This is a genomic window from Streptococcus sp. A34 (genome assembly GCF_043674115.1).
Classification (GTDB): Bacteria; Bacillota; Bacilli; order Lactobacillales; family Streptococcaceae; genus Streptococcus; species Streptococcus suis_V.
This window is the reverse complement of sequence record NZ_JBIMJM010000002.1, coordinates 99,760-125,666: the sequence shown is the minus strand read 5'-3', so window position 1 is coordinate 125,666 and position 25,907 is coordinate 99,760. Positions and strand designations below refer to the sequence as shown.

Annotated in this window: 28 protein-coding genes, 1 tRNA gene and 1 pseudogene; 29 read left to right on the top strand and 1 reads right to left on the bottom strand. The window is 44.7% G+C overall.

Annotation, left to right across the window (positions count from 1 at the left end; translation table 11 throughout):
• Positions 1-292 precede the first annotated feature (292 nt).
• The 5 genes and pseudogenes from ACHBGV_RS01360 to ACHBGV_RS01340 form a co-directional block, all read left to right on the top strand.
• A pseudogene (locus ACHBGV_RS01360) lies at positions 293-1,729 on the top strand (nucleotide sugar dehydrogenase); the annotation flags it as partial.
• 227 nt (positions 1,730-1,956) lie between these two features.
• On the top strand, positions 1,957-3,777 hold the full coding sequence (gene mltG, locus ACHBGV_RS01355; protein ID WP_394735485.1) for an endolytic transglycosylase MltG: 1,821 nt from the start codon (positions 1,957-1,959) through the stop codon (positions 3,775-3,777).
• A gap of 74 nt (positions 3,778-3,851) precedes the next feature.
• Complete coding sequence (greA, locus tag ACHBGV_RS01350; protein WP_105123129.1) at positions 3,852-4,334, top strand: transcription elongation factor GreA; 483 nt, start codon at positions 3,852-3,854, stop codon at positions 4,332-4,334.
• A 117-nt stretch (positions 4,335-4,451) separates the two neighbouring features.
• Complete coding sequence (locus tag ACHBGV_RS01345; protein WP_394735484.1) at positions 4,452-6,800, top strand: DNA translocase FtsK; 2,349 nt, start codon at positions 4,452-4,454, stop codon at positions 6,798-6,800.
• Complete coding sequence (locus tag ACHBGV_RS01340; protein ID WP_394735483.1) at positions 6,800-7,186, top strand: VOC family protein; 387 nt, start codon at positions 6,800-6,802, stop codon at positions 7,184-7,186. The genes ACHBGV_RS01345 and ACHBGV_RS01340 overlap by 1 nt, the downstream gene beginning before the upstream one ends.
• Positions 7,187-7,223: 37 nt before the next feature.
• Here ACHBGV_RS01340 and ACHBGV_RS01335 read toward each other — a convergent pair whose 3' ends face one another.
• Positions 7,224-7,577: a DUF3397 family protein gene (locus ACHBGV_RS01335; RefSeq protein ID WP_394735482.1), complete on the bottom strand. Its 354-nt coding sequence runs from the start codon at positions 7,575-7,577 to the stop codon at positions 7,224-7,226.
• Between the two features lie 155 nt (positions 7,578-7,732).
• On the opposite strand from ACHBGV_RS01335, the gene rplK reads away from it, so the two are divergent.
• The 24 genes from rplK to ACHBGV_RS01215 all read left to right on the top strand — a co-directional run bounded on the left by rplK (position 7,733) and on the right by ACHBGV_RS01215 (position 25,902).
• On the top strand, positions 7,733-8,158 hold the full coding sequence (gene rplK, locus ACHBGV_RS01330) for a 50S ribosomal protein L11 (RefSeq protein WP_105161053.1): 426 nt from the start codon (positions 7,733-7,735) through the stop codon (positions 8,156-8,158).
• 40 nt (positions 8,159-8,198) lie between these two features.
• On the top strand, positions 8,199-8,888 hold the full coding sequence (gene rplA / locus ACHBGV_RS01325) for a 50S ribosomal protein L1 (RefSeq protein WP_024379858.1): 690 nt from the start codon (positions 8,199-8,201) through the stop codon (positions 8,886-8,888).
• 93 nt (positions 8,889-8,981) lie between these two features.
• Complete coding sequence (locus tag ACHBGV_RS01320) at positions 8,982-9,269, top strand: hypothetical protein (RefSeq protein ID WP_105123133.1); 288 nt, start codon at positions 8,982-8,984, stop codon at positions 9,267-9,269.
• 11 nt (positions 9,270-9,280) lie between these two features.
• Entirely contained in the window at positions 9,281-10,069 is a 789-nt protein-coding gene (gene yghU / locus ACHBGV_RS01315; protein WP_394735481.1) for a glutathione-dependent disulfide-bond oxidoreductase, read from the top strand.
• Positions 10,070-10,173: 104 nt separating this feature from the next.
• On the top strand, positions 10,174-10,905 hold the full coding sequence (gene pyrH, locus ACHBGV_RS01310) for a UMP kinase (protein ID WP_161943050.1): 732 nt from the start codon (positions 10,174-10,176) through the stop codon (positions 10,903-10,905).
• 23 nt (positions 10,906-10,928) lie between these two features.
• A complete protein-coding gene (gene frr, locus ACHBGV_RS01305) occupies positions 10,929-11,486 on the top strand; it encodes a ribosome recycling factor (RefSeq protein ID WP_105111144.1) in 558 nt (185 codons plus the stop codon).
• Positions 11,487-11,648: 162 nt separating this feature from the next.
• Positions 11,649-12,503: an RNA-binding virulence regulatory protein CvfB gene (gene cvfB, locus ACHBGV_RS01300; RefSeq protein WP_257104164.1), complete on the top strand. Its 855-nt coding sequence runs from the start codon at positions 11,649-11,651 to the stop codon at positions 12,501-12,503.
• Positions 12,504-12,513: 10 nt separating this feature from the next.
• Entirely contained in the window at positions 12,514-13,434 is a 921-nt protein-coding gene (locus tag ACHBGV_RS01295; protein ID WP_105161048.1) for a 2-dehydropantoate 2-reductase, read from the top strand.
• Positions 13,435-13,493: 59 nt separating this feature from the next.
• Positions 13,494-14,843: a DUF1958 domain-containing protein gene (locus tag ACHBGV_RS01290; protein WP_394735488.1), complete on the top strand. Its 1,350-nt coding sequence runs from the start codon at positions 13,494-13,496 to the stop codon at positions 14,841-14,843.
• 503 nt (positions 14,844-15,346) lie between these two features.
• On the top strand, positions 15,347-15,562 hold the full coding sequence (locus ACHBGV_RS01285) for a YozE family protein (protein ID WP_105111139.1): 216 nt from the start codon (positions 15,347-15,349) through the stop codon (positions 15,560-15,562).
• Between the two features lie 319 nt (positions 15,563-15,881).
• Positions 15,882-16,904 carry a PhoH family protein gene (locus ACHBGV_RS01280; protein WP_257117983.1) on the top strand — a complete coding sequence of 341 codons (1,023 nt, stop codon included), beginning with the start codon at positions 15,882-15,884 and terminating at the stop codon, positions 16,902-16,904.
• Positions 16,894-17,418, top strand: coding sequence for a GNAT family N-acetyltransferase (locus ACHBGV_RS01275; protein WP_394735480.1), 525 nt, complete (start codon positions 16,894-16,896; stop codon positions 17,416-17,418). The genes ACHBGV_RS01280 and ACHBGV_RS01275 overlap by 11 nt, the downstream gene beginning before the upstream one ends.
• A gap of 35 nt (positions 17,419-17,453) precedes the next feature.
• Positions 17,454-17,526: transfer RNA gene (locus tag ACHBGV_RS01270), tRNA-Thr, on the top strand.
• 278 nt (positions 17,527-17,804) lie between these two features.
• Complete coding sequence (locus ACHBGV_RS01265) at positions 17,805-19,535, top strand: ABC transporter ATP-binding protein (protein WP_394735479.1); 1,731 nt, start codon at positions 17,805-17,807, stop codon at positions 19,533-19,535.
• Entirely contained in the window at positions 19,532-21,271 is a 1,740-nt protein-coding gene (locus ACHBGV_RS01260; RefSeq protein WP_394735478.1) for an ABC transporter ATP-binding protein, read from the top strand. Before ACHBGV_RS01265 ends, ACHBGV_RS01260 begins: the two co-directional genes overlap by 4 nt.
• Positions 21,272-21,497: 226 nt before the next feature.
• The gene (locus tag ACHBGV_RS01255; protein WP_161948244.1) at positions 21,498-21,656 is read left to right on the top strand and encodes a hypothetical protein; all 159 of its coding nucleotides are present in this window, start codon (positions 21,498-21,500) and stop codon (positions 21,654-21,656) included.
• 425 nt (positions 21,657-22,081) lie between these two features.
• The gene (locus ACHBGV_RS01250) at positions 22,082-22,321 is read left to right on the top strand and encodes a GlsB/YeaQ/YmgE family stress response membrane protein (protein ID WP_105110353.1); all 240 of its coding nucleotides are present in this window, start codon (positions 22,082-22,084) and stop codon (positions 22,319-22,321) included.
• Positions 22,322-22,342: 21 nt separating this feature from the next.
• The gene (amaP, locus tag ACHBGV_RS01245; RefSeq protein ID WP_172021530.1) at positions 22,343-22,918 is read left to right on the top strand and encodes an alkaline shock response membrane anchor protein AmaP; all 576 of its coding nucleotides are present in this window, start codon (positions 22,343-22,345) and stop codon (positions 22,916-22,918) included.
• Between the two features lie 8 nt (positions 22,919-22,926).
• Positions 22,927-23,118, top strand: a complete 192-nt coding sequence (locus tag ACHBGV_RS01240; RefSeq protein ID WP_105110351.1) for a DUF2273 domain-containing protein — start codon at positions 22,927-22,929, stop codon at positions 23,116-23,118.
• A gap of 34 nt (positions 23,119-23,152) precedes the next feature.
• Positions 23,153-23,650, top strand: coding sequence for an Asp23/Gls24 family envelope stress response protein (locus ACHBGV_RS01235; protein ID WP_394735477.1), 498 nt, complete (start codon positions 23,153-23,155; stop codon positions 23,648-23,650).
• A gap of 24 nt (positions 23,651-23,674) precedes the next feature.
• Positions 23,675-23,866 carry a CsbD family protein gene (locus ACHBGV_RS01230; RefSeq protein ID WP_105101041.1) on the top strand — a complete coding sequence of 64 codons (192 nt, stop codon included), beginning with the start codon at positions 23,675-23,677 and terminating at the stop codon, positions 23,864-23,866.
• A gap of 29 nt (positions 23,867-23,895) precedes the next feature.
• Positions 23,896-24,420, top strand: a complete 525-nt coding sequence (locus tag ACHBGV_RS01225) for an Asp23/Gls24 family envelope stress response protein (protein WP_105110349.1) — start codon at positions 23,896-23,898, stop codon at positions 24,418-24,420.
• A 137-nt stretch (positions 24,421-24,557) separates the two neighbouring features.
• A complete protein-coding gene (locus tag ACHBGV_RS01220) occupies positions 24,558-25,184 on the top strand; it encodes a TrkA C-terminal domain-containing protein (RefSeq protein ID WP_394735476.1) in 627 nt (208 codons plus the stop codon).
• Between the two features lie 16 nt (positions 25,185-25,200).
• Complete coding sequence (locus ACHBGV_RS01215; protein WP_394735487.1) at positions 25,201-25,902, top strand: HAD family hydrolase; 702 nt, start codon at positions 25,201-25,203, stop codon at positions 25,900-25,902.
• The last annotated feature ends 5 nt before the right edge of the window (positions 25,903-25,907 follow it).

The window sequence follows — 25,907 nt, the reverse complement described above, 5'->3', positions numbered from 1 at the left end:
GAATTTTGATGTTTTTGTCTTTGATTCCGATTAGTTCTGTGGTATGATGAAGTAGTTCCATATGAGTCTTTCTAATGTGAGTGTGGTTGCTTTTCATTATAGGTCATATGGGATTTTTTGTATACACTCAAAAAGGCTATATAATCTCTACAGTGGATTTACCCACTACAGAAATTATAGAGCCGTTATTGGGCGGTTACCAATACTCTGTATACTTTTTTTTGATGAGGTGTTAGTATGAGTAACAGTATATTTTCAGTTGAAAAATTTAAATCGATGATTTTAAAAAAAAAGAAAACAGTTAGGCTACTCCCAACAAGAACTGGCAGTCGCAACGGGGATAAACCGCGCCATGATCAGTAAGATCGAGCAAGGAGAGCATCTTCCCTCCATTCCACAACTTGAAAAGTTGGCCCAGGTCTTGGACATTGATGTATTTTCCCTCTTTACTAGTCAAGTTGAGAAAGAAGAGACCGTGATTCCCAAAACCAATATTGCTATCGCAGGTACGGGCTATGTCGGCTTGTCAAACGCCGTTCTCTTGGCGCAACACCATCGAGTTGTTGCGGTCGATGTGATTCCTGAAAAAGTTGAGTTGATCAATGCTAGGAAATCACCGATTCAGGACGACTACATTGAGCAGTATTTGGCGGAAAAGGACTTGGATTTGGTTGCGACCTTGGATGCCGAAACAGCCTACAAAGAAGCCGAAATTGTCATCATTGCTGCCCCGACCAACTATGATAGCGCGGAGAATTATTTTGATACCAGTCATGTGGAGGCAGTCATTGAGATGGTCATGAAGGTCAATCCTCAAGCCCTAATGGTCATCAAGTCCACCATTCCTGTTGGCTTTATACAGTCGGTTCGTAAGAGGTTTGGTACCAAGAACATTCTTTTCAGTCCAGAATTTTTACGGGAATCCAAGGCCTTGTATGACAATCTCTATCCTTCTCGGATTATCGTTTCCTATGAACACGATGATGTCCCAGAGACTATTGCGGCTGCCAAAAAGGTCGCTATGCTCTTACAAGAAGGCGCTCTGAAAGACCAGATTGAGGTCTTGCATATGGGTGCAACTGAGGCTGAAGCTGTTAAGCTCTTTGCCAATACCTATTTGGCCTTACGGGTTTCGTACTTTAATGAATTGGATACCTACGCAGAGATGAAGGGCTTGAACTCCGAATCCATCATCCGCGGGATTGGCTTGGATCCTCGGATTGGAGACCATTACAACAATCCTTCCTTTGGCTATGGGGGCTACTGCCTGCCTAAAGACACCAAACAACTCTTAGCAAACTATGATAAGGTGCCTCAGAATATGATGACTGCCATCGTGGAATCCAACCGTACTCGTAAGGATTTCATTGCCGATCAAGTCTTGAAATTGGCAGGCTATTACGACTATTCAGGCCATGATCAATTTAATCAAGAAGTGGAGAAAGAGATTACGATTGGCATTTATCGCTTGACCATGAAGAGCAATTCGGACAATTTCCGTCAGAGTTCGATACAAGGGGTGATGAAGCGCTTGAAAGCCAAGGGGGCTAAAGTCATTATATTTGAACCTACCTTGGAAAATGGTTCGACCTTTTTTGGCTCCAAAGTTGTCAACAATTTAAAGAAATTTAAGGAAATGAGCCAGGCGATTGTGGCTAATCGCTATGATGTTAATTTGGATGATGTGGCAGACAAAGTCTATACACGGGATATTTTTAGACGGGATTAAGGGAATTCCTGTCTCCTCAACGTGTGCTATGGGAAACCCGCAAAACGTTCAGTTGTCACTAATAACTTGGAGAATTGAATGAAATAATGATAAAAAAACGTTGCATGTTATCAGAAAATGGTTGCATGCATTTTTTCATACAATGTCGTGCTAATGGCTTTAAATTCCTTGATTTTGTAATTTTTTTAAGATATAATAAAGGGTAATTGTGTGAAAGGAGTAGTATTGTGCCAAAGGATTTTGAAGATAAAGACACACAATCTGCTAGTTTTCGTGATCAGATATTAAGAGAACTAGAGGAATTGAAATCAAAACGCCAAAACACAGATTCGGACCTTCCGAGTAGACAGGATATTGTTGAATCCTTACAAGAATCTACAGAGAAGAAGCAAGCAACTCCAACGCATCTGCCTTTGACAGAAGCCTTGGAACAAACAAAAGAAACAGCGCCACAAACCATTCGGATTAACAAGATTGCTTTTGAGGACGAGCTTGGCCTTGAAGAAACAAAGGTTATACCAAAGATTGTAGAAGATTTGCCTCCGAAAGCGGTTGAAGTGGATTTGTCGGTCAAGGAAGAAGAAGTTGAACTGCCTCCAATAGCGCCAGAATTTTCTCAAGAAGAGGGGAACGAGACAGTAGAACCTCCATTGGAAGATACGGTTGAGCGCAGTCTGCAACAGTTGCGGACCATTGCGGCTGGAATGGATTATCCGGAAATAGCCGAAGAAGAGCCACTTCCTCAACCTGAACCGATGATTTTACCTCCATTGGAAGATGAGCCGGTATTTACAAGAGATGAGGCAGAGGTTGCTCCTGCAGTAACTCCTCAACCTGAACCAGTGACTCCTGTTGTTGAAAAGGAAGAACCCTTGGCAAGAAGACGCGGTGCGACCAAGCAAGTTAAGAAGAAACAAGATAAAACAGCTAAGAAAATTGTCGGGACCATTGTTTCCTTGGTTGCCTTGGCCCTGGTGGCTACCTTGGTTGCTGGTTTCTTCTATGTCAAGTCAAGCTTAGAACCAGTTAATGTGGAAGCTTCAGAGACTATTCAAGTGGAAATTCCAGAAGGTTCTTCTACTAGTCAAATCGGTCAAATTCTTTTAGAAAATAAGCTGATTAAGAACGCGACAGTCTTTAACTACTTCTCTAAATTAAAGAGCTATAATAGCTTCCAGAGTGGTTTCTATAATTTGAACCAGGCCATGTCTGTAGAAGATCTGGCTAAGAAGTTGCAAGAGGGTGGAACTCCAGTCGCTGAAAAACCTGCATCAGGTAAAATCCTGGTTATTGAGGGGTACACCATTGAGCAGATTGCCCAAGCGATTACCCAAAATAGTGCTTCAGAGGATGAAAAAACGGAATCTCCATTTAGCTCGGATGCCTTTATGGCAACGGTTCAGGACCCAGCTTTCATCACGCGAATGACAGAGACTTATCCAGACCTCTTTGCAAGCCTGCCTGCAGCGGATAGTGGTGTCAAGTATCAGTTGGAAGGGTATCTCTTTCCAGCTACTTATGAGTATTACGAAGACACGACTGTTGAGCAATTGGTAGAAGATATGATTGCGGCGACCAATACTGCCTTGCAACCATACTATGCGGAGCTTCCAAACAAGGGCTTGGATGTGAATTCAGTATTGACCATGGCTTCACTGGTTGAAAAGGAAGGTACTACAGACGAGGACCGTCGGAATATCGCAAGCACTTTCTACAATCGTATGAACATCGGCATGCCTTTGCAGTCTAACATCGCTGTTTTGTATGCAATGGGCAAATTGGGTGAGAAGACAACCTTGGCTGAGGATGCAGGAATCGACACTGCGATTGATTCACCTTATAACAACTACGTACACCTAGGTCTAATGCCTGGTCCTGTAGGAAGTCCAAGTTTGGCAGCTATTCAGGCGACCATCAATCCAAACCAGACAGACTATCTCTACTTTGTAGCAGATGTGACGACTGGAGAAGTGTATTTTACCGCTTCATTTGACGAGCACAATCAAAACGTTGAAACACACGTAAATAGCAAATTAAATAATCAATAAGGTTGAGGCAAAATTATGTGGATTTTCCGCATAATTTTGTTTTCATCCCTGATAAACATGAAAAGGAAGTAAAAATGGCAGAAAAAACCTATCCAATGACCTTGGAAGAAAAGGAATTGTTGGAAAAAGAATTAGAAGAACTGAAGTTGGTCCGTCGTCCGGAGATTGTGGAGCGTATTAAAATCGCCCGTTCTTATGGAGACCTTTCGGAAAACTCTGAATACGAAGCAGCTAAAGATGAGCAGGCTTTTGTAGAGGGTCAAATTTCAACTATCGAGAACAAGATTCGTTATGCGGAAATTGTCAATAGCGATGCTGTTGCAGCAGATGAAGTGGCTATCGGTAAGACAGTTACTGTTCAAGAAATCGGTGAAACAGACGAGGAAGTGTATCACATCGTTGGTGCTGCGGGCGCGGATGCCTTTGCCAATAAGATTTCAAATGAGAGTCCTATCGGTCATGCCTTGATTGGTAAGAAGACTGGAGATGTTGCTCTGATTGAGACACCAGCTGGAAGCTACCAGGTGAAAATCTTGAATGTTGAAAAGACAAAATAAAAGTGCGGGGAGAGTCGAAAGATTCTCTCTTTCTCGTCTCGTCAGTACCTGCATTTCTAACCTGAATTCGGACTAAAAATATGGTAAAATAAAGAGATTGAGAAAGTTGAGGTTGAGATGAAGCAAGCAAATAAAAAAGGAAAGAAAACAAGGAGGCCGACCAAGGCTGAACTAGCCCAGCAGGATCGAGTCAAGAAAATCTTGATTCGGATTTTCGGCGTCCTATTCATTATTTTGACAGCTAGTCGGCTGGGTGCCTTCGGTGTGACGGCCTACAATGTCTTCCGCCTACTGTTTGGTAGTCTATCTTATCTAGTCCTGGCAGGACTTCTAGTCTACTTTGTCTTCCCCCGATTTTGGCAGCACAGAGAAGGGATGATTTCGGGCTTTTACCTGATTGTGGCCGGTCTCCTGATAGGCTTTCAGGCCTATTTGGATGTTTCTTACAGTGGGTCGGACCTCTTTACCTATAGTTTGCGGCTGAGTTTGAATGAGCTGTCGCGTTTTCAGGTCAAGGAGTTTCTGGGTGGAGGCCTGCTGGGTAGCGCCTTCTATATGCCCATTGCCTTTCTATTTTCTAATCTAGGCTCCTTTTTCATCGGTCTTCTATTTATTGCCTTTGGTATTTTCTTTATGAGTCCATGGTCTGTCTACGATGTGGCCGATGGCCTGGCAGTTCTCAAGGATAAGATGACGGAGGGCCAGTTAAAAAGGGCAGAGCTTCGGGAGTTGAAGCGGGCCGAGCGAGAAGAAAAACGCCAGCTAGAATTGGCTCGTTTGGAGGAAGAGCGCCTGCGTTTGGAGGAAGAAGAATCATTAGCCTTGGATAGGCCAGTCGATTTGGAAACGGGTGAAATTCTAGACGCAGAACCAGTTCAAGTGCCCATTATTTCAGAATACGATCATTTAGAAGAGGTAGAAGATGAATTTCCAGTTATGCTGGTTGAGGATGAGGAACCACAGCTAAGTGCCGACCTTCCAGAAGAAGTGGATGATGTCGAAGTTCAAATCGACTTCAAACCCAAGCTCAAGCAACGCTTTTCCTACAAATTGCCATCCATTGACCTCTTTGCGCCAGTCAAGGCCAAAAGCCAGTCCAATGAAAAACGTCTGGTCCGACAGAACATTAAGATTTTGGAAGACACCTTTGCCAGCTTTGGTATCAAGGTAGTTGTAGAGCGGGCAGAAATCGGACCGTCGGTCACCCGCTATGAATTAAAACCCGCTGTCGGTGTCCGTGTCAATCGGATTTCCAATTTGGCGGATGATTTGGCTCTGGCTCTAGCTGCCAAAGATGTCCGTATCGAAGCGCCAATTCCGGGCAAATCCTTGGTCGGTATCGAGGTACCCAATTCCGAAGTGGCTATGGTGCCCTTCCGTGAACTCTGGGAACAATCTAAGACGGATGCTAACAAACTCTTGGAAATTCCGCTTGGAAAGGCAGTCAACGGCTCTGTCAAATCCTTTGACCTTGCCAAAATGCCTCACTTGCTGGTAGCAGGATCGACCGGTTCTGGTAAATCTGTCGCGGTCAACGGTATTATTTCTTCTATTTTGATGAAGGCCAGTCCTGACCAAGTCAAGTTTATGATGATTGACCCCAAAATGGTTGAATTGTCGGTCTATAATGATATTCCCCACCTGCTCATCCCTGTTGTGACCAATCCTCGTAAGGCAGCGCGCGCCCTGCAAAAGGTGGTGGACGAGATGGAGAAACGCTACGAACTCTTCAGTCATATCGGCGTCCGTAACCTTGAAGGCTACAATGCCAAGGTTGAGGAATTTAACAGCCGTTCCGAGGAAAAACAAATTCCCCTACCTTTGATTGTCGTTATCGTGGACGAGTTGGCTGACCTGATGATGGTCGCCAGCAAGGAAGTGGAGGATGCCATTATCCGTCTGGGGCAAAAAGCTCGTGCGGCGGGCATTCACATGATTTTAGCGACCCAGCGTCCGTCCGTTGATGTTATTTCAGGTCTGATCAAGGCCAATGTGCCGTCTCGTGTGGCTTTTGCGGTCGCATCGGGCACGGATTCGCGGACCATTTTGGGAGAAAATGGCGCCGAAAAACTCCTCGGTCGCGGGGACATGCTCTTCCATCCTATTGGCGAGTCGGCTCCAATTCGCTTACAAGGCTCCTTTATCTCGGACGATGATGTCGAGCGGATTGTCAGTTTTGTCAAAGACCAGGCCGATGCCGAATACGACGAGTCCTTTGATCCGGGCGAAGTGGCAGAAGGTGATGGTGGTTTTGATGACAATGGCGGAGCTTCTGAGGGTGACCCTCTCTTCAATGAGGCTCGTGCCCTCGTCATCGAAACGCAAAAGGCTTCCGCATCTATGATCCAGCGCCGCCTATCGGTCGGTTTTAACCGTGCAACCCGTTTGATGGAAGAATTAGAGGCAGCTGGCGTCATCGGGCCAGCCGAAGGGACCAAACCTAGAAAAGTATTGGAGACACAGTAATGACTTTTGAAATGGTGCACCACATTGCCATTATCGGTAGTAGTTATGACAAAACCAGAGAATTTTATGTGGACAAATTGGGCTTTGAACAGCTGGATGAGCATATTCGCCCAGAAAAAAATGACATTCTTTTCAATGTCAAAAAGGGCAATCTGGTCTTAGAAATCTTTATCAAGTCTGACGCTCCCTTGCGCCCCAAAATGCCTCAACCAGAACACACTGGCCTGCGGCATTTAGCTTTTAAGGTCGCAGACGTCGAGGCCTGTCTGGCGGAGTTTGACCGCTTGGATATTCCCCACGAAGCCCTACGATATGACGATTTTGATGGCAAGAAGATGGCCTTCTTCTTTGACCCAGATGGTCTACCATTAGAAATTCATGAATAGAAAAAATCCCTTCTGACAATTTCTCAGGAGGGATTGCTTATTTTTGGGTAAAGATGGAGACGAGAAGACCGATGTACATGAGAAAGGTCAGGAGAAAACCAGCTCTCCAGTAAACCTTGAAAAAACGCTTGTAGTCTAATTCTCTTTTTTTATAGAGAGTGCCAGTTAGCAGAATCAGCAAGAGCAGAGAAAGAGCTAACAGTAGGTGGGGTAGCAGGCTGCTGTAGTAGAGCTTATCTGTTAGGATGATAAATTCAAAAGCGAACATAGGAAAAGCCAGGTCAGCAAAGTTCCAACCCCTTTTATTTAACTTTAATAATTTGACAAATAGAATTGAAATAATCAGCGTAACAATTGGATAAACAACCGCTGCAATTTTCAGTAATAACATACTTATATTCTATTAAAAAAATAAAAAAAAGTAAACATAAAGCTTGCATTTTTCCTGAAATCGTGTATAATAAAAAGGTATGTGTAAATGCGCATATTTGTGGGAGGTAAAAATCTTTAGTTACCGCCAAAACCACAATAGGAGGATTTTATATCATGGCTAAAAAAGTCGAAAAACTCGTAAAACTTCAGATTCCTGCAGGTAAAGCTACTCCAGCTCCACCAGTCGGACCAGCACTTGGTCAAGCAGGTATCAATATCATGGGATTCACTAAAGAGTTCAACGCTCGTACAGCTGACCAAGCTGGTATGATCATCCCAGTTGTTATCTCTGTGTATGAAGATAAATCATTCACTTTCATCACTAAAACACCACCAGCTGCTGTTCTTTTGAAAAAAGCTGCAGGTGTTGAAAAAGGTTCAGGTACACCAAACAAAACTAAAGTTGCAACAGTTACTCGTGCACAAGTACAAGAAATTGCTGAAACTAAAATGCCTGACTTGAACGCTGCATCTCTTGAAGCTGCAATGCGTATGATCGAAGGTACTGCTCGTTCTATGGGATTCACTGTTGCTGACTAAGTAGCACCCAAGATTATCTGATTACAAGGAGACATATAACATGGCTAAAAAAAGCAAAAACTTGCGTGCTGCTCTTGAAAAAATCGACAGCACAAAATTGTACAGCGTAGAAGAAGCTGTTGCTCTTGCAAAAGAAACAAACTTCGCTAAATTTGATGCGTCAGTTGAAGTTGCCTACAACTTGAATATCGACGTTCGTAAAGCAGACCAACAAATCCGTGGTGCAATGGTATTGCCAAACGGTACTGGTAAAACTGCTCGCGTTCTTGTTTTCGCACGTGGTGCTAAAGCAGAAGAAGCAAAAGCTGCTGGTGCAGACTTTGTTGGTGAAGATGACCTCGTTGCTAAAATCAACGGTGGTTGGTTGGACTTCGACGTTGTTATCGCAACTCCAGATATGATGGCAGTTGTTGGACGTCTTGGTCGCGTACTTGGTCCACGTAACTTGATGCCAAACCCTAAAACTGGTACAGTAACTATGGATGTTGCTAAAGCAGTTGAAGAGTCTAAAGGTGGTAAAATCACTTACCGTGCTGACAAGGCAGGTATCGTACAAGCTCTTATCGGTAAAGTATCATTTGACGCTGACAAACTCGTTGAAAACTTCAAAGCATTCCACGATGTAATGGCTAAAGCTAAACCAGCTACAGCTAAAGGTACGTACATGACTTCAGTATCAATTACAACAACACAAGGTGTTGGTATCAAAGTTGATCCAAACTCATTGTAATGAGTAGAGGGACTGTCTTCGGGCAGTCTTTTTCTGTTTGAAAATACCTGAATTTTAGTGTATAATATGTCCAGGCATATCAAGGAGGTTAGTATGAGAAAAGCAAATTCTGACGAATTTTACAGCCATTTATCTGCTGTTTACAATTTAGAAGAAGGTATTATTTCGGATGTCTTGCGTGAGAAGATTGTGGAGTTTGCGCAGAAATTAGACAAGTCGGACAATCTCTATCTCTTGGCAGATCAACTCTCTGTTTTTGTCAATGCAGAAGTGACTGCTCTGACCTGGCGGGCGCCCAAGGAACTGGTTGAATTGGCCCGCTATATCCAAGATTTGCAAGTAAGCTACAATCGCTATGTCATGGGTTTAAACAGCCTATAGGAGGAAATAGAATGACAGATTATGTGAAACCACAGGTATGGAAGTGGGAAGATGAAAATGACAATCGGACTGGTAACCGTCCTACCGCAGGTAGCCGTTTTGAGCAAACCTTGCCCAAAGGCGATAAGCCCTTGCAGGTTTACTCACTTGGAACACCCAATGGCATCAAGGTGGCTATCATGCTGGAAGAACTCAAGGAATTGGGGATATCGGATGCGGCTTATGACCTGTTTTTGATTGAAATTGGCAAAGGCGACCAGTTTGGTTCAGATTTTGTAGACATCAATCCAAACTCAAAAATTCCTGCCATGGTGGATTATTCAGGGGCAGATCCTGTCCGTGTCTTTGAGTCTTCTCATATTTTGCTCTATTTGGCTGAGAAATTTGATGCCTTCTTGCCAAGGGACTGGGCAGGTCGCACGGAAGTCCTCAATTGGCTCTTCTGGCAGACTGGTGCAGCACCCTTTGTTGGTGGTGGCTTTGGACATTTCTATCACTACGCGCCAACTGCCCAGGAATATCCGATTAACCGCTATGCCATGGAAACCAAGCGTCAACTAGATGTGTTAGACCAGGTCTTAGCGACCCGTCCCTATATTGCTGGCGACGAATATACTATTACGGATATTGCCATCTGGTCCTGGTATGGTCGTCTGGCTCAGGGCAATCTCTATCCAGGTTCCAAGGAATTTTTAGATGTTGCTAGCTATCAGAACCTCAATCAGTGGGTGGAGAAAATTGCTAAGCGTCCAGCAGTTGCACGGGGCTTGGCAGTGGAGTACCAAAAATTGGATGCATAAATTTTAGAAGGGGATTCGTTTGGAAATCTCCGTTTTCTTAGATATTTTTCTATAAAAATCCCCGATTTTATGATAAAATACTAGGGATGAAATAGAGGAGAGAGATGATGAAACCTAAATACGAACGTATTCTAATCAAACTATCTGGAGAGGCCTTGGCTGGTGAACGTGGTGTCGGAATTGACATCAAGACAGTTCAGGAAATGGCCAAGGAAATCCAGGAAGTGGCTGAGTCTGGTGTGCAGATTGCCCTTGTAATCGGTGGTGGGAACCTCTGGCGTGGGGAGCCTGCTGCAGAAGCTGGTATGGATCGTGTACAAGCAGATTATACAGGGATGCTGGGAACAGTTATGAATGCCCTGGTGATGGCGGATTCCCTCAAGCAGCTTGGTGTGGATACTCGTGTGCAAACAGCTATTTCTATGCAGTCTGTGGCAGAGCCTTATATTCGCGGTCGTGCTCTCCGTCATTTGGAAAAAGGTCGTATCGTTATCTTTGGTGCTGGTATCGGCTCACCGTATTTCTCAACCGATACGACGGCTGCTCTTCGTGCAGCAGAAATCGAAGCAGATGCCATTCTTATGGCTAAAAATGGGGTCGACGGTGTTTACAATGCAGACCCTCGTAAGGATGCCAATGCGGTTAAGTTCAATGAATTGACCCACCGTGAAGTTATCCATCGTGGTCTTAAAATCATGGATGCCACAGCATCAACTCTTTCAATGGACAATGACATCGACCTGGTTGTCTTTAACATGAATGAGCCAGGCAATATCAAACGTGTTGTTTTCGGTGAGCCAATCGGTACAACCGTTTCTAACAAAGAAGAAAAATAAAAACAAAAAGAAAAGGATATTTTATGTCGAAAGAAATTATTGCCAAAGCGCAAGAGCGTATGAATCAATCTCACCAGAGCTTGGCGCGTGAATTTAGCCATATCCGTGCAGGTCGTGCCAATGCTAGTCTCCTAGACCGTATCTCTGTGGATTACTACGGAGCGCCAACACCGCTCAACCAGTTAGCTGGTATCACAGTGCCAGAGGCGCGTGTTCTTCTTATCACACCGTTTGATAAGTCTATCTTGAAAGATATCGAGCGTGCCTTGAATGCGTCTGACCTTGGCTTGACGCCACAATCTGACGGTACAGTTATCCGCTTGGTTATCCCTGCATTGACAGAGGAAACACGTAAGAACTTGGCAAAAGACGTGAAAAAAGTGGGTGAGAACTCGAAAGTAGCTATCCGTAACATCCGTCGTGACGCTATGGACGAGGCCAAAAAAGCTGAGAAGGCCAAAGAAATCACGGAAGATGATTTGAAGACGCTTGAAAAAGACATCCAAAAAGTCACTGACGATGCGATTAAGACCATCGACAAGATGACAGCTGACAAGGAAAAAGAACTCTTAGAAGTTTAACCAGCACAAGGGGAATGGGAGGACAAAGATCTACAGAATCCTTGTCTTTCCTTCCTTTTTTTGCTAGCTTTGTTGATTGTTTTCCTAGAGATTTGTCTAAAGAGTAAGCAGCAGAGCCTCCAAAAATGCAGGCACCCAATGGTTGCCTAGAAAGAAATAGCTATGAATGATTTACTAGCTCACTATATTGTCGGATTAGTGACCGACCAAAATGACCAGTTTTACTTCATCCAAAAGGATGGCAAGACCTTTGCCCTGTCCAAGGAAGAAGGGGATTTTCAGCTGGGTCAATCTGTCAAGGGCTTTGCCTACACAGATATGAAGCAGAAATTGCGCTTGACGACCAAGGAAGTGGGAGCAACCCGCGATACCTTTGGCTGGGGAACGGTAACAGAAGTGAGGAAGGACTTGGGTGTCTTTGTTGATACGGGCTTGCCGGACAAGGAAGTAGTTGTGTCCTTGGACATCCTTCCTGACATCAAGGAACTCTGGCCCAAGAAAGGCGACCAGCTCTATGTCAAGTTGGACGTTGACAAGAAAGACCGAATTTGGGCTTTACCTGCCTTTCAAGAGGAATTTCAAAAGATGGCAGGTCCTGCTTATGACAATATGCAAAACCAGACCCTTAAGGCCATTGTCTACCGCTTGAAACTCAATGGGACCTTTGTTTACTTGCCAGACAACAATATGCTGGGTTTTATTCATCCTACCGAGCGTTATGCAGAGCCACGTTTGGGCCAGGTCCTGGAGGCCCGTGTCATCGGCTATCGGGCTGTTGACCGGACCCTCAATCTGTCGCTCAAACCACGCTCATTTGAGATGTTGGAAAATGATGCCCAGATGATTTTGACTTATCTGGAAAGCAATGGCGGCTTTATGACCTTGAATGACAAGTCTGCTCCGGAAGACATCAAGGCCACCTTTGGCATTTCCAAGGGGCAATTCAAAAAAGCCCTGGGTGGGCTGATGAAAGCCGGTAAAATCAAGCAAGATGCGATTGGGACAGAATTGATTTAGGAGACGAATCATGCGTGTATATATTGCTGGTAGTGGAGCCATGGGTTGCCGTTTTGGTTATTCCCTGTCCAAGACTGATCATGAGGTGATTTTGCTGGACAATTGGGAGGACCATATTCAGGCTATCCGTGAAAATGGGCTCAAGGTGACGGGGGATTTTGACGAGACGGTCAAGCTGCCGATTATGAAACCGACTGAGGCTGTGGAAGTGGCGGATTTGATTATCCTCTTGACCAAGGCAGACCAGTTACCAAAAATGTTGCAGGATATAAAGGGGATTATCGGCGAACAGACCAAGGTACTCAGTCTTTTGAATGGGTTGGGTCATGCGACCACCATGCGCCGCTATGTGCCAGATGAGTCGATCATGGTTGGAGTGACCATTTGGTTGGCTGGGCTCAAGGGGCCAGGTCATGCTCATCTGGAGGGACCAGGATCCATTTTCCTGCAAAATATGTCTGGGGACGGTCAGGCTGTTGCCCACATCGTGGACATGTTTAACCAAGCGGGACTCAATGCGACCTATGATGAGAATGTGATTGAATCTATTTGGCGCAAGGCCTGTGTCAATGGGGTCATGAATCCGACCTGTACCATTATGGACTGTACCATTGGGGAACTTTTTGGAACGGAAGGTGGACTCAATCTGGTTCAGGGGATTTTCAAGGAATTTATCGCTGTGGCGCGTGCGGAAGTAGGGAATATCGATGAAGAGGGAATTTGGAAGTACATCATGGAAACTTCTAAAAAGGCCTCACATCATTATCCGTCCATGCATCAGGACTTGATCCAACATGGTCGCAAGACGGAGATTGACTATCTGAATGGAGCGGTAGTTTTCAAGGGCAAGCGGGTTGGTATTCCAACGCCTTATTGCCAGATGATGACGGACATGGTTCATGCCAAGGAAGCCATGTTGGGATTGCGTTAGGAGGAAGGTGCAGGGTTTGTAGTTATCCTCCCGTTTATCAATAAATATCAATGGAGTTTATAGTGAAAAGAATACTACTTGCTCTACTGTTAATTGGCCTGGTTTGGGGCGGTTCGGTAGTAAAAGCAGATGAATTGATGGATATTGCTAGAGCTTCTGGTTATGAGGTTTATGAGGGTTACAGGCCCAAGTCTTCTATATTGATTGATGGAAATACTGGAGATATTGTTTGGCAAGATAATATTGATGAGTCAAGGGATCCGGCTAGTATGAGTAAGCTCATGACCTTGTATCTGGTCTATGAAGCCATTGGTCAGGGCAAGTTGACAGAAGATACGATTATCAGGGCAACGGAGACTGACCAGGCGATTTCTGCTATCCATGAAATTTCGAACAATCCGATCTATGCTAATGTTGATTATACAGTTGGTGATTTGATTGCCATGACCTTGGTACCATCTTCCAATGTAGCGACAGTCATGTTGGCAAATTATTTGTCTAACAATGATCCGGATGCTTTTATGGACATGATGAATGCCAAGGCCAAGGAGCTGGGTATGACCAATTCTGTCTGGAACAATCCAGGAGGAGCAGGGGCAAGTGGCTTTAGAGGTTACTATAGTCCCAAGCGTTATGACAATTCGGCTTCCAACCAGACAACAGCGCGTGATATGGCCATTTTGGTCTACCATTTGACCAAAAAATATCCTGCTATTTTGGAATATACGCGCCATCGGGTCATTGTTACGATGGTGGACACTCCCTACCAGCAGGCCTATAATTCCTATAATTATTCTTTACCAGGAAATATCTACGGTTTAGAAGGGGTCACTGGTCTCAAAACCGGTTCCAGTCCTCGTGCGGCCTTCAATATTTCCATGACCATCGATCGAGGCGGGCAAAAGATGATTGCAGTCATTATGGGTGTGGGTACCTGGTCTGATATGAATTCTGATTTCCAGCGCCATGCCTTTGCTAACGCCTTGATTAATAAGGCTTATCAGGACTTTGAATACAAGAAAGTCTTGACAGCTGGTAAACATAGCCAGGACGGAAAGCATTACCAGGTTGAGTCGGACCTATATGCGACTGTCCCCGTTGGAACTAGTCCCAAATTGGTATATAAGGATGGGCAGGTCTATGCGGATAATGGCTTGGATTCGGTCAGTCCCTTGATTCAGGATTCTGTGAAGGCTGAAGATACAGGCGTCTTGGCAACGGTCAATAAGGCCTTGGTCAAAAAGCAATCCGCTGAAGCTGACAATCAAACAAATTTCACCCTAACTTGGATTGGTTCTAGTCTGGTCTTGTTACCACTGGCTCTGGTTTCCTATTTTATTTTTAGGAATGAGCAGAAAAATCGTGCCCAATTTAAGGAAAGACGCAAGAGTCGTTCGAGAAATAAATAGTTTGTTAGAATGTCGATAAACTAAATTCTGGATAAATTAACTGAGTAGCTCTGCTAAGAAAAAAATAAAAATTTAGATTATTTTGCGAGCGGAGCGAGCCCTAAACCAGGACTTTCCGCCGTGATGAAAATGCCTGAAACGTTGTCTTTTCAGGTATTCGGAGTATTTGAGACCTTAGGCTCAAAGGAACAGAGGATTTGAGGAACTGCTCAGCAGTTCCCTATTTCCAACCTTTGATAGTCACTCCCCTGACTAAATGAACCGAACTGCGTTCGTTCTATTTCCAACCTCCGAAAGTCACTCCCCTGACTAAATGAACCGAACTGCGTTCGTTCTATTTCCAACCTCCGAAAGTCACTCCCCTGACTTTCGGAGCCATCCAACATCACCTCAGGAAAGTCTGAAAAGAGACTTTGTCTACAAACTGAGTTTGTTTTACTTTATTGAGAATCCTTTGGTTCTGAACTGAAGGATTCTTTCATCACTAAGGAGAATAGGATAGTATGAGAAGAACCTTTTATAGCTGGTTGATGACCCAGCGCAATCCCAAGTCCAACGAGCCTGTGGCTATTTTGGCTGATTATGCCTTTGAAGAGTATGATTTCCCAAAGCAATCAACGGATTTTGATGAGGTCAGTCGCTTTTTGGAGGAGTCTGCCAGTTTTGCTTTTTCAATGTCTGATTTTGACGCCATTTGGGAGGACTATATGGCCCATTAGCCTACTCTGCATATAGGATTATTTCATATAATCATACCAATATAAAATCAAAAATGTAAAAATATACATAAAAATAAAAAAATAATGTTCATTTAGTTGCAATTTATCACTAAATAGGGTTATAATACAAGTGTAAGAATAATTTCTTACGAAAATCGTGGAGATCTGATTATTCCTTTATAACCTAATCCCTTTATATAATGAATACGGTCTCCATAGGAGCAGAGAGGTGATCTTCTCTGTTCTTTTTGTTTTCACAAGGCCAGTTTGATAGATTTTTGGTATAATAATAGAAAAGCACAGGTAAAGGAGCAAGTCTTTGCAAGAACATTCTATTGATATTCAACTCAGCCATCCGGACGATAGTTTTAGTCTTTTTGGGTCCAATGAGCGCCATTTGCGTCTGATGGAGCAGGAGCTGGGCGTGGTCATTCATGCTCGGACAGAAAAGGTCCAGGTCATTGGTCAAGCTGACCATGTTGAGCAGGCCCGTCTGGTCATCCAGTCCCTCTTGGTCTTGGTCAATCGCGGGCTAACTGTGTCAACGCCAGATGTGGTGACGGCTATTTCCATGGCCAAAAATGATGAAATCGAAAAATTTGTCGCCCTCTATGAGGAAGAAATCATCAAGGACAATTCTGGCAAGCCCATTCGTGTCAAGACCTTGGGACAGAAGGTTTATGTGGATGCTGTCAAGCGACATGATATTGTCTTTGGTATCGGTCCAGCAGGGACGGGAAAAACCTTCCTGGCTGTGACCTTGGCTGTCACCGCCCTCAAGCGTGGCCAGGTCAAGCGGATTGTCCTGACTCGTCCTGCGGTTGAGGCTGGTGAAAGTCTGGGCTTTTTGCCGGGGGATTTGAAGGAGAAGGTTGATCCTTATCTGCGTCCCGTTTACGATGCCCTCTATCAGATCTTGGGTAAGGAGCAGACCACTCGTCTCATGGAGCGGGAGATTATCGAAATTGCACCTTTGGCTTATATGAGGGGGCGGACGCTGGAAGATGCCTTTGTCATTCTGGATGAGGCGCAAAACACTACTATCATGCAGATGAAGATGTTTTTGACCCGTCTCGGTTTTAATTCCAAGATGATTGTCAACGGGGATATTAGTCAGATTGACCTACCTCGTAAGGTCAAGTCTGGTTTAATTGATGCTACGGAAAAATTGAAAAATATTTCGCAGATTGATTTTGTTTATTTTTCTGCCAAGGACGTGGTCCGTCATCCAGTTGTTGCCCAGATTATCAATGCTTACGAACAAGATGCATTAGCAGCAGATAGCCGAGCAAGTTTTGAGGTGATTGGGGAGCCTAGTGGGAACGAAGAGGATGAAGATTAGTCAATTTTCAAATCATTATCAAGTCCGAAAGCTAACTGAAGCTGACTTAGAGCAGGTTTTGGTTCTTTACCAGACCAATCCCCTCTATTTTGAACATTATCCGCCTAGTCCGAGTTTAGAAGGTTTGCGGCAAGATTTAGTCGATTGTCCGCCTGGGAAGGACCTGTCAGATAAGTATTTTGTCGGTTACTGGTGGGACAATCAGTTGGTGGCAGTGCTGGATTTGATTGCCGGCTATCCTGATGAACAGATAGCTTACATTGGTCTCTTTATGGTGGACGGTAGCTTGGCTGGTCAGGGGATAGGTTCCAAAATCATGGCAGAGCTAGAAAGTCAGTTAGGACAGTATTTCCAAAAAGTCAGACTAGGCTATGTGGCGGCCAATCCACAGGCCAGTCGATTTTGGCAAAAGCAGGGCTTTGAAAGAGTTGCTGAGAAAACTGTAGAATCTATTCAGATATGTATAGCGGAAAAGAGTCCTTTTATAGGCTTTTTTTCTTTCAAAAAATATTGACAAATTTCCAGAGTATGATATACTGATAAGGTACTGCTGGTTTAGCTCAGTCGGTAGAGCGCATCCATGGTAAGGATGAGGTCGCCGGTTCAATCCCGGCAACTAGCATATAGTTGACAAACGGTCCGGATGGGTCGTTTTTTCTTACTTTTTTACCTAAAATACCTTGACAAGTCAATATATTCTGATAAAATAAGGGGTAGAATAAGGAAAGGAGTACTACAATGAACAATACAGTATTTATCACAAAACAATCTGTTTTTCATAAACCACTCCTTTTTAAGCAACTATAATAGTCTATTTGAACGGACTTGAGGGAGCCTAGGCGGAGTGTGTTGTCTAGGCTTTTTTGCGTGCTTAGAAAGGTTTTAAGATAAGGGAGATATATGTTCAGCTTAATTTTTGATTATGTCAAGCGGCACAAGTGGCTCTACTTGCTGATCGCTGTGACCTTGATTATTTACGACGCCACGCTCTTGGTGCCGACCCAGATTATCCAAAGAATGGTCGACACCCTGGCGTCTAATGGCTTGACCGAGAAAATGTTGGTCCAGGATATGACCCTGCTTTTCCTGGTGACCCTGGTCAACTATGCTACAGCCTTCATTTGGCATCTCAAGCTTTTTCAGTCTTCTATCAATTTCAAATTTGACATGCAGCAGCGGGCCTTCCGAAAAATGGTTGTCATGCGGACGCCCTTCTATGAGAAGTTTCGCTCTGGGGATGTCATGACCCGCTTTTCAACGGACGTGGACGGGCTGATGGAAATGGTTGGCTACGGAATCATGATTGTGGTCTATGCAGGAGGCATGTTTGCCTTTGTCATTCCATATATGTTTATCATCGACTGGAAGACTTCTCTGGTGGCTCTGCTTCCTATGCTGGCTATGACTGCGGCTATCTTTTTCATCGGTCGCAAGCAGGATGAGGCCATTGAGGCCAACCGGGAGGCTGTCGCCCAGCTCAATAATGAGGTTCTGGAAGTCGTAGAAGGTATTCGGGTCACACGCGCCTACAGCAAGAAGGCCACTCAGAAGGTCAAGTTTCAGGAGCGGACACGGGAGCTTGCCAAGGGTGGAGACCGGATTACTTCCCTCCAGTCCCTCTACAATCCCTTGGCTACTTTGGCTCTGGGCTTGTCCACTATTTTGGTCCTGGTCATGGGGACAGTAGCTGTCAAGTCCGGTCAACTGTCTATCGGCCAGGTCATCGCCCTCCAGCTCTACGTTGGTTCACTTCTCGAGCCTTTCTGGATGCTGTCGGATTTCATCTTGGTCTACCAGACCGGCAAGACCTCATTTGAAAAGCTGCAGGAGCTGATTGATACAGGGGATGATTTGGAAGTTGATGGTTTTGGGGAAATAGCAGAGCTGTCCAGTCTGGCTTTTGAAGGGTACAGCTTTAGCTATCCACAGGCAGACCGGCCGAGTTTGCAGGACATCCATTGGACCCTGAAAAGAGGGCAGACAGTCGGTATCGTTGGGAAAACAGGGTCAGGCAAGACCACTCTGGTCCGCCAATTCCTCTGTCAATATCCAGTCGGTCAAGGCAGTTTTACAATAAATGGCCAATCAGTTCTGGACTTTAAACGCGCATCTATCGAGGAAAAAATTGGCTACGTTCCTCAAGAGCATATCCTCTTTTCCAAATCAGTTGGCGAAAACATTGCTTTAGGCAAGCTAGATAGCAGTCCTGAGGACATTCAGAGAGCCATTGCCACAGCAGCCTTTACCAAGGACTTGGAGCGGATGAGTGACGGTCTGGACACCATGATTGGTGAGCGGGGTGTGTCCATTTCGGGCGGTCAGAAGCAACGGATTTCCATTGCACGGGCCTTTCTGCGAAAACCAGACCTGCTGATACTGGATGATTCCCTGTCGGCAGTAGATGCTCGTACAGAACGCCAGATTATTGAAAATATCCAAAAAGAACGGGTGGGTAAAACCAATGTCATCGTTACCCACCGCCTGTCGGCTGTTAACCATGCAGACTGGGTGCTGGTTCTGAATGAGGGCCGCATCGTTGAAGAGGGCCGTCCAGCAGATTTGCTGGCGCAAGGTGGCTGGTACTTTGAGCAATACCAGCGACAACAAAGCCAGGAAGGAGGAGAGGAATGAAGATTTTAGGATTTTTATTGCGACAAATCAAGCAGGTCAAATGGCTATTTGCCATTGCGGTAGCCTTCTATCTCCTTGCTTCTACCATGGTGCGTTTGGCACCGCTCATTATCCAGCAGGCTATTGACGGTCCCTTGACGGATTTGAGCAAGGGGCTGCCCTTTAATCAGGCTGCCTTTTTGACCAAGGCTAGTCAGTATATGGGAATGACGGTCATCGGTAGTCTGGGCTTTTATCTGTCCATGCGCCTGCTTATGCACTGTGCCAATCGGATTGCGGAGCTTTTGCGAAATCAGGCCTACGATGTCATGCAGCGCCTGCCTATTTCCTACTTTGATGACAAACCAGCAGGTAAGATTGCGACTCGGATTGTCAATGATACCGAGACCCTGCGCAACCAGTTCTATGGGACCCTGGTCTACGCCTTTAATAACCTCATCCGTCTGGCATTTACCTACGGTGTCCTCTTTTACATGAATGCCACCCTGGGCTGGCTCATGCTGGTCTTGATTCCACTCTATATCGCTATCCAGTATGCCTATAAGCGGATGACAGACAAACCCATGAAGGACTTTTATGATGCCAGGAGTGATGTCAATACCCAGGTCAATGAAACCATGAACGGGGCTAGTCTGATCCAGCTTTTCGGTCAGGAAGAGGCAGTCATGGAAGAGTTTGAGGCAACGGCAGACAAGATGCGACGGGCCGATAACCGAATTATCTGGGCCCAATCCTTGGCGACCTGGAACCTGAGTGGTTTCCTGCAAAACTTGGTGGTCACTGGTATTCTTACGGTGGTTGGCTATCAGTTTCTCAAGGGCCAGCCGGGGGTTAGTCCAGGCAAGCTCTTTGTCTATGTCAACTATATTGAGGGAATTTTTATTGCCCTGGGTTCCTTGGTACAGCAATTTCCAAATATGCTGCGGTCCTTTGAAACGGGCAAGCGTTTGATGGCCCTCTTGGAAGAAGAGACGGAGCCAGATAGAGAAGAGATCTTGCAGGTGACTGATGGTCAAGTCATATTTGAACATGTCCAGTTTGCCTATGAAGAAGGCAAGGCAATCTTGAAGGATATCTCTATCCAGGCGGACAAGGGACAGACAGTAGCTCTGGTGGGCCATACTGGTTCGGGTAAGACGTCGATTATGAACCTACTCTATCGCTTTTACGATCCCCAGGTTGGGCGGGTCTTGATTGATGGTCAGGATATTCGCGACTATTCTCGCGAAAGCCTGCGCAGCCATATGGGGATTGTCCTGCAAGATCCTTATCTCTTTACGGGGACCATTGCCAGCAATGTGGCCATGGATGTGGACCAAATGGACCGGGAGCGCGTGCACCAGGCTCTGGAAAAGGTTGGAGCTGGGCCGATGTTGGTTCGTCTGGAAAAGGGAATCGATGAGCCTGTTGTCGAAAAAGGTTCGGCCTTCTCCAGTGGAGAGCGGCAGTTGATTGCCTTTGCCCGGACCCTTTATTCTGACCCTAAGATTCTGATCCTGGATGAGGCGACTTCTCACATTGATACGGAGACTGAGGAAATCATCCAGCATGCCATGGAAGTGGTCAAGGAGGGGCGGACAACCTTTATCATCGCCCACCGCCTGTCGACCATTCAAAATGCAGACCAGATTCTGGTCCTGGACCAAGGTCGTATCATTGAACAAGGCCGTCATGATGACTTGGTCGCTCTAGGTGGTGTCTATGCCCAGATGCAGGCTATTCAGTCTAAAGTCTAGTGTTTATAAATCTATTGAATCTCAGTCTACGGACTGGGATTTTCTTTGTTTCTATCTATAAAACTCAATGAAAATGTCCATGGTTGCCCTCTGTCGTGCCCTTCTTTCAAGGCGATAGGCTGAAAATTTCCCCCGAAACTCTTCACTCAACAAGGCTGTTGACAATGGATAGATTTGATTTTTCAAGAGTAAAGATAGTATAATGATAGTACAAGGAGATTTACCTATGAAATTTGATTTGAAGAATATCTACATCCGCATCGCTTTGGCCTTGTTCTATGTCCTAGTGGCCAGCCTTGGCAAGTATCTGCTCCATATGGAGGTCAAATGGTGGATTTCGGTCGGAATTGTGCTCCCCTTTGTGCTCTTTTATAAGGAGAAGTAGCTTAAGTTGTCTCATTTGAGGAAGTCGTTGGATATTCAACGGCTTTTTTTGTTCAGAAAAAGTGACAACTTATAAATTAAAAAAGCTAGTCAATGTAGTTTCTTTTGAAGTAAAAACCGAAAAATCGTGTTATTTTTTCCTCTTATTCTCCTCATTATCTGACATTTTAGGTTAGAAACTGGCTCCTTCTGAAAAGAAATATCAAAAAAATAGCACCTAAAAATCGCATAAAATAGGCATTTTAAAGAATTTTTTCAACTTTTTTTGAAAAAATAAGAAAAAAGACTTGCCAAGTCTCCAAATTGATGATATACTGACAACATAAAGATAAATAAAAGTTGTCACTTATCAAGTAACGTTGCTGTTATTCATCTTTATAACCCAAAAATCGATTTTTACTATTTTTATCTAAAAGGAGAATTTATATGATTTGGTCACTTATTGTTGGTGGATTTATTGGAGCTATCGCTGGTGCGATTACGAAAAAGGGTGGTTCAATGGGTTGGATCGCGAACATTATCGCTGGTCTAGTCGGATCATCTGTTGGTCAAAGTTTGTTTGGTCACGGCGGTCCGAGCCTTGCAGGTATGGCCTTGTTCCCATCTATCCTTGGTGCGGTTATCGTTGTAGCAGTTGTATCCTTCTTCTTTGGCCGTAAGGGTTAATGAAACTAGAAAGAGGCCTCAATGTCTAAAGTAAAAAAAATACTGACTGCTAGCCTCTTATTGCTGGTCCTGCTCTTCCTCTTGCTGACTTCTTTGAAGTTTGCAGGAGGGGGCCATCTCCCAGCGGAGCTAGTAGCATGGATTCCTCAATGGCCTGTCCATCAGGTTGTCGCTCCCTTTCTCAATCCCCTTGCATTTTGGGGCTTGATAGGACTGGCAATTCTGACTGCGGTCCTGCTCCTGGTAGTCCTTTTCTACCCTAAGCGCTATGCAGAGATTAACCTCATCCAGGAAAATGGTGGCAGTCTTCTAATGAAAAAATCTGCTATCGAGTCCTATGTAGCGATCCTGGCAGAAGAATCTGGCTATATGAAATCTGCAAGTGCAACAGTTATTCCCTATAAGAAGCGTCTTAAAGTCAAGCTTGCGGGTGATCTTGCTAAAGCTGGCTCCCTTGGTGAGCAGACTAGTCTTTTGGAGAAAAGCATTCAACATGGTTTGCGTCAATTCTTTGGAATGGAGCAGCCTATCAACTTTACTGTTCTTGTCAAAGATGTTGCAAGCAGTAAACAGTCGCGTCCTTCTCGCGTAGAATAGAGGTGTACATGAAAACAGTCAATAAATGGACTCTTCCTCTAGTGGGAGGTGCCGTCGGTCTTGTATTATCTATCTTATTTCTGAGTCTTGGATTTTTCAAAACTCTCTTAGTCTTAGTTTTGGTTGCAATCGGAGTAGGGGTAGGCTTCGGCCTCCAGGAGACAGGTCTCTTGGAAAACTATTTCAATAAGCGCTATTAAGTTTAAATAGAATTTTATATTTTCGGAGGTCATTATGACAGAACAAAATACACAGGTAATCAATGGTGAATTGACCTATGCGGACAAGGTCATTGAAAAAATTGTTGGCTTAGCTTTGGAATCAGTAGACGGCTTATTAGCTGTGGATGGCGGATTTTTAGCTAACTTGAAGGATAAATTGGTCAACACTGAAAATGTCCGTTCAGGTGTGAATGTAGAAGTTGGGAAAAAACAGGTTGCAGTCGATTTGTCGATTGTGGCTGAATACCAAAAACATTTGCCGACTATCTACAAGGCTATCCAGACAGTTGTCGAGTCAGAAGTCAAGCGTATGACGGACTTGGAAGTTGTTGAAATCAACGTTGAAGTATCGGACATCAAGACGCGGGCTCAATTTGAAGCTGATTCTATTAGCTTGCAGGACCGTGTTTCAGATGCAACCCAATCAGTAGCAGATTTTACAGGTAGTCAGGTCAAGAAAACTTCAAGAGGTATTGAAGAATTGACTGCTAATGAACCCCGTGTCATTTAAGAAATAAAAGAAAGAGGAAATCCTATGTCAGAAGAAAAAGTAAATGCAAAAGCAGAAGAACTTGTTGGTGGTGCTAAAAACCTTGTCGGTAAGGCAACTGGCAACAAGGAAGTAGAAGCAGAAGGTAAGGTAGAGCAATTGGCTGGTAAGGCTAAGGCTGCTATTGCTGACGCTAAAGATGCCGTTAAAGGCGCTGTTGAAGGTTTGAAAAAATAAGTTTTATCTATAGAAAGAGAGATTAGGAAATGAAAGAAACGAAAAACACACAAGTTGAAGCTGTAAAAGGTACTGTAGAATACGCAGACCAAGTGATTGAAAAAATGATTGGCTATGCCTTGAAAACTGTTCCAGGTCTTTTGTCAGTCAGCGGTGGTTTCTTGACGGATTTCAAGAACAAGCTGGTCAATAGTGACAATGTGAGAGAAGGCATCAACGTCGAAGTTGGTACCAAACAAGTTGCAACAGACCTGAAGATTGTGGTAGAATATGGTAAAGATATTCCAGCTATCGTTGAACAAATGAAAGCTGTCATCAGCAAAGAAGTTGCGGCTATGACTCACTTGCAAGTAGTAGAAGTGAACGTAGAAGTTGTAGACGTACAAACGCGTGAAGAGTTTGAAGCGGCATCTGTTACCTTGCAAGATCGTGTAACTGAAGCAGGTCAAGCTACAGGTCAGGCTATCGCTTCTCAAGCAAACAAGGCTGGTGAATTTGTCTCAGAAAAAACAGGACAAGTGAAGGAACAAATCCAATCATCTCGCGTAGAGTAGACTCAGTCTAATCAGTTCATCAATTAAATAGGGTTCAGGGCATGATTCTTGCCTAGGACCAATTAAAGGAGTGAGTTTCGGGATCATGGAAGGTGATACGGTACCGCTCCTTTTGTCTATGGAAAGAAGGAAGATTTATGCCAAATCGAAAAATTGTGAAAGCGTCTAAGTACCAGCAGATTGCGGTCGGAGTGGCGCAACGGATTGTCTCAGGTGAATATGAAGTAGGTGAGCGAATCAAGTCTCGTTCGACCCTATCCAGCATGTTTGGTGTTTCGCCGGAGACCACTCGTAAAGCTTTGAATATCCTGGCAGATTTACATATTGTGTCGGTAAAGCACGGTAGTGGAGCGATTGTCTTATCCAAGGAAAAGGCCCACGATTTCATTGATAATTTTGAAATGACCAGCTCCCTAAATTCGCAAAAAGACCGGATTTTGGAGAAGATGGACCAGCAGGAAAATATGCTCAAGGAATTGCGTGGCTTGGTTTCTGTCTACTTGGATCAGACCAAGCGCGTGCAAAAGAAATACCCTTTGGAGCCCTACGGTTTAAAGTTGACAGCTGACTGTGAGTTGCTGGGCAAGCAGTTGGCGGATGCACGTATCTGGCACCACACAGGAGCCATTATTGTCGGTATTGAGCGCAATGAAGAGCTCTTGATTTCTCCTAGTCCCTACCAGACTTTGGAGAAAAATGATCTGGTGTATTTTGTCGGAGAAGAGCAGAGCTATCTGCGGATGAAAAATCTCTTCGGTTTATAAGAGGTAAGTAATGACAATAAAGGCACTTGTATTTGACTTAGACGATACCTTATATGACCAGATTCAGCCCTTTGAACGGGCCTTGAAACGACATTTGTCGGTGCCTGAGGAGCAATTGGTTCACCTGTATCTGGCCTTTCGCCACTATGCGGATCAGGTTTTTGAAGTGGCTGCGACTGGCAAGATCAGCCTCAAGGACAGTCATGTTTATCGGATGAAGGCGGCCTTAGCTGATTTTGGTTACCAGGTGTCCGATGGGCTGGCCTTGACCATTCAAATCGACTACGACTATTATCAAGGGCAATTGGAACTCAGTCCGATTTATCCAGTCATTTTTGAGGCTTGCAAGCAACGGGGTATTACTCTTGGCATCATTACCAACGGTCCCCATCGGCATCAATTGCGGAAAATCCGAACCTTGGGCCTACAAGATTGGATAGAGCAGGAGAAGATGGTTATCTCGGGGCAGGTTGGGATGACCAAGCCCAATCCAGCTATTTTCAAGCTGATGGAAGAGCGCCTGGGAATGGCGGGTCAAGAAATCTGTTATGTCGGTGATTCATTTGAAAATGATATCATCGGTGCCAAATCAGCTGGCTGGCAGGCCATCTGGTTCAACCACAGAAAACGGCAGCAGCCGGAGACAAGTGTGGAACCGGATAAGGTTGTGACCGAATGGCTTGACTTAGAAACAGCTATTATAGAGATGGGAAACTAGCTTAG

Coding starts and splice junctions, on each gene's coding strand:
- ACHBGV_RS01220 (WP_394735476.1), top strand. CDS start 24,558: ATGCCAAATCGAAAAATTGTGAAAGCGTCTAAGTACCAGCAGATTGCG.
- ACHBGV_RS01230 (WP_105101041.1), top strand. CDS start 23,675: ATGTCAGAAGAAAAAGTAAATGCAAAAGCAGAAGAACTTGTTGGTGGT.
- ACHBGV_RS01275 (WP_394735480.1), top strand. CDS start 16,894: ATGAAGATTAGTCAATTTTCAAATCATTATCAAGTCCGAAAGCTAACT.
- ACHBGV_RS01235 (WP_394735477.1), top strand. CDS start 23,153: ATGACAGAACAAAATACACAGGTAATCAATGGTGAATTGACCTATGCG.
- cvfB (WP_257104164.1), top strand. CDS start 11,649: ATGAATGATTTACTAGCTCACTATATTGTCGGATTAGTGACCGACCAA.
- pyrH (WP_161943050.1), top strand. CDS start 10,174: ATGATGAAACCTAAATACGAACGTATTCTAATCAAACTATCTGGAGAG.
- ACHBGV_RS01255 (WP_161948244.1), top strand. CDS start 21,498: ATGAAATTTGATTTGAAGAATATCTACATCCGCATCGCTTTGGCCTTG.
- ACHBGV_RS01340 (WP_394735483.1), top strand. CDS start 6,800: ATGACTTTTGAAATGGTGCACCACATTGCCATTATCGGTAGTAGTTAT.
- ACHBGV_RS01285 (WP_105111139.1), top strand. CDS start 15,347: ATGAGAAGAACCTTTTATAGCTGGTTGATGACCCAGCGCAATCCCAAG.
- ACHBGV_RS01260 (WP_394735478.1), top strand. CDS start 19,532: ATGAAGATTTTAGGATTTTTATTGCGACAAATCAAGCAGGTCAAATGG.
- amaP (WP_172021530.1), top strand. CDS start 22,343: ATGTCTAAAGTAAAAAAAATACTGACTGCTAGCCTCTTATTGCTGGTC.
- frr (WP_105111144.1), top strand. CDS start 10,929: ATGTCGAAAGAAATTATTGCCAAAGCGCAAGAGCGTATGAATCAATCT.
- rplA (WP_024379858.1), top strand. CDS start 8,199: ATGGCTAAAAAAAGCAAAAACTTGCGTGCTGCTCTTGAAAAAATCGAC.
- ACHBGV_RS01265 (WP_394735479.1), top strand. CDS start 17,805: ATGTTCAGCTTAATTTTTGATTATGTCAAGCGGCACAAGTGGCTCTAC.
- ACHBGV_RS01345 (WP_394735484.1), top strand. CDS start 4,452: ATGAAGCAAGCAAATAAAAAAGGAAAGAAAACAAGGAGGCCGACCAAG.
- rplK (WP_105161053.1), top strand. CDS start 7,733: ATGGCTAAAAAAGTCGAAAAACTCGTAAAACTTCAGATTCCTGCAGGT.
- ACHBGV_RS01225 (WP_105110349.1), top strand. CDS start 23,896: ATGAAAGAAACGAAAAACACACAAGTTGAAGCTGTAAAAGGTACTGTA.
- ACHBGV_RS01240 (WP_105110351.1), top strand. CDS start 22,927: ATGAAAACAGTCAATAAATGGACTCTTCCTCTAGTGGGAGGTGCCGTC.
- ACHBGV_RS01335 (WP_394735482.1), bottom strand. CDS start 7,577: ATGTTATTACTGAAAATTGCAGCGGTTGTTTATCCAATTGTTACGCTG.
- ACHBGV_RS01320 (WP_105123133.1), top strand. CDS start 8,982: ATGAGAAAAGCAAATTCTGACGAATTTTACAGCCATTTATCTGCTGTT.
- greA (WP_105123129.1), top strand. CDS start 3,852: ATGGCAGAAAAAACCTATCCAATGACCTTGGAAGAAAAGGAATTGTTG.
- ACHBGV_RS01250 (WP_105110353.1), top strand. CDS start 22,082: ATGATTTGGTCACTTATTGTTGGTGGATTTATTGGAGCTATCGCTGGT.
- yghU (WP_394735481.1), top strand. CDS start 9,281: ATGACAGATTATGTGAAACCACAGGTATGGAAGTGGGAAGATGAAAAT.
- ACHBGV_RS01295 (WP_105161048.1), top strand. CDS start 12,514: ATGCGTGTATATATTGCTGGTAGTGGAGCCATGGGTTGCCGTTTTGGT.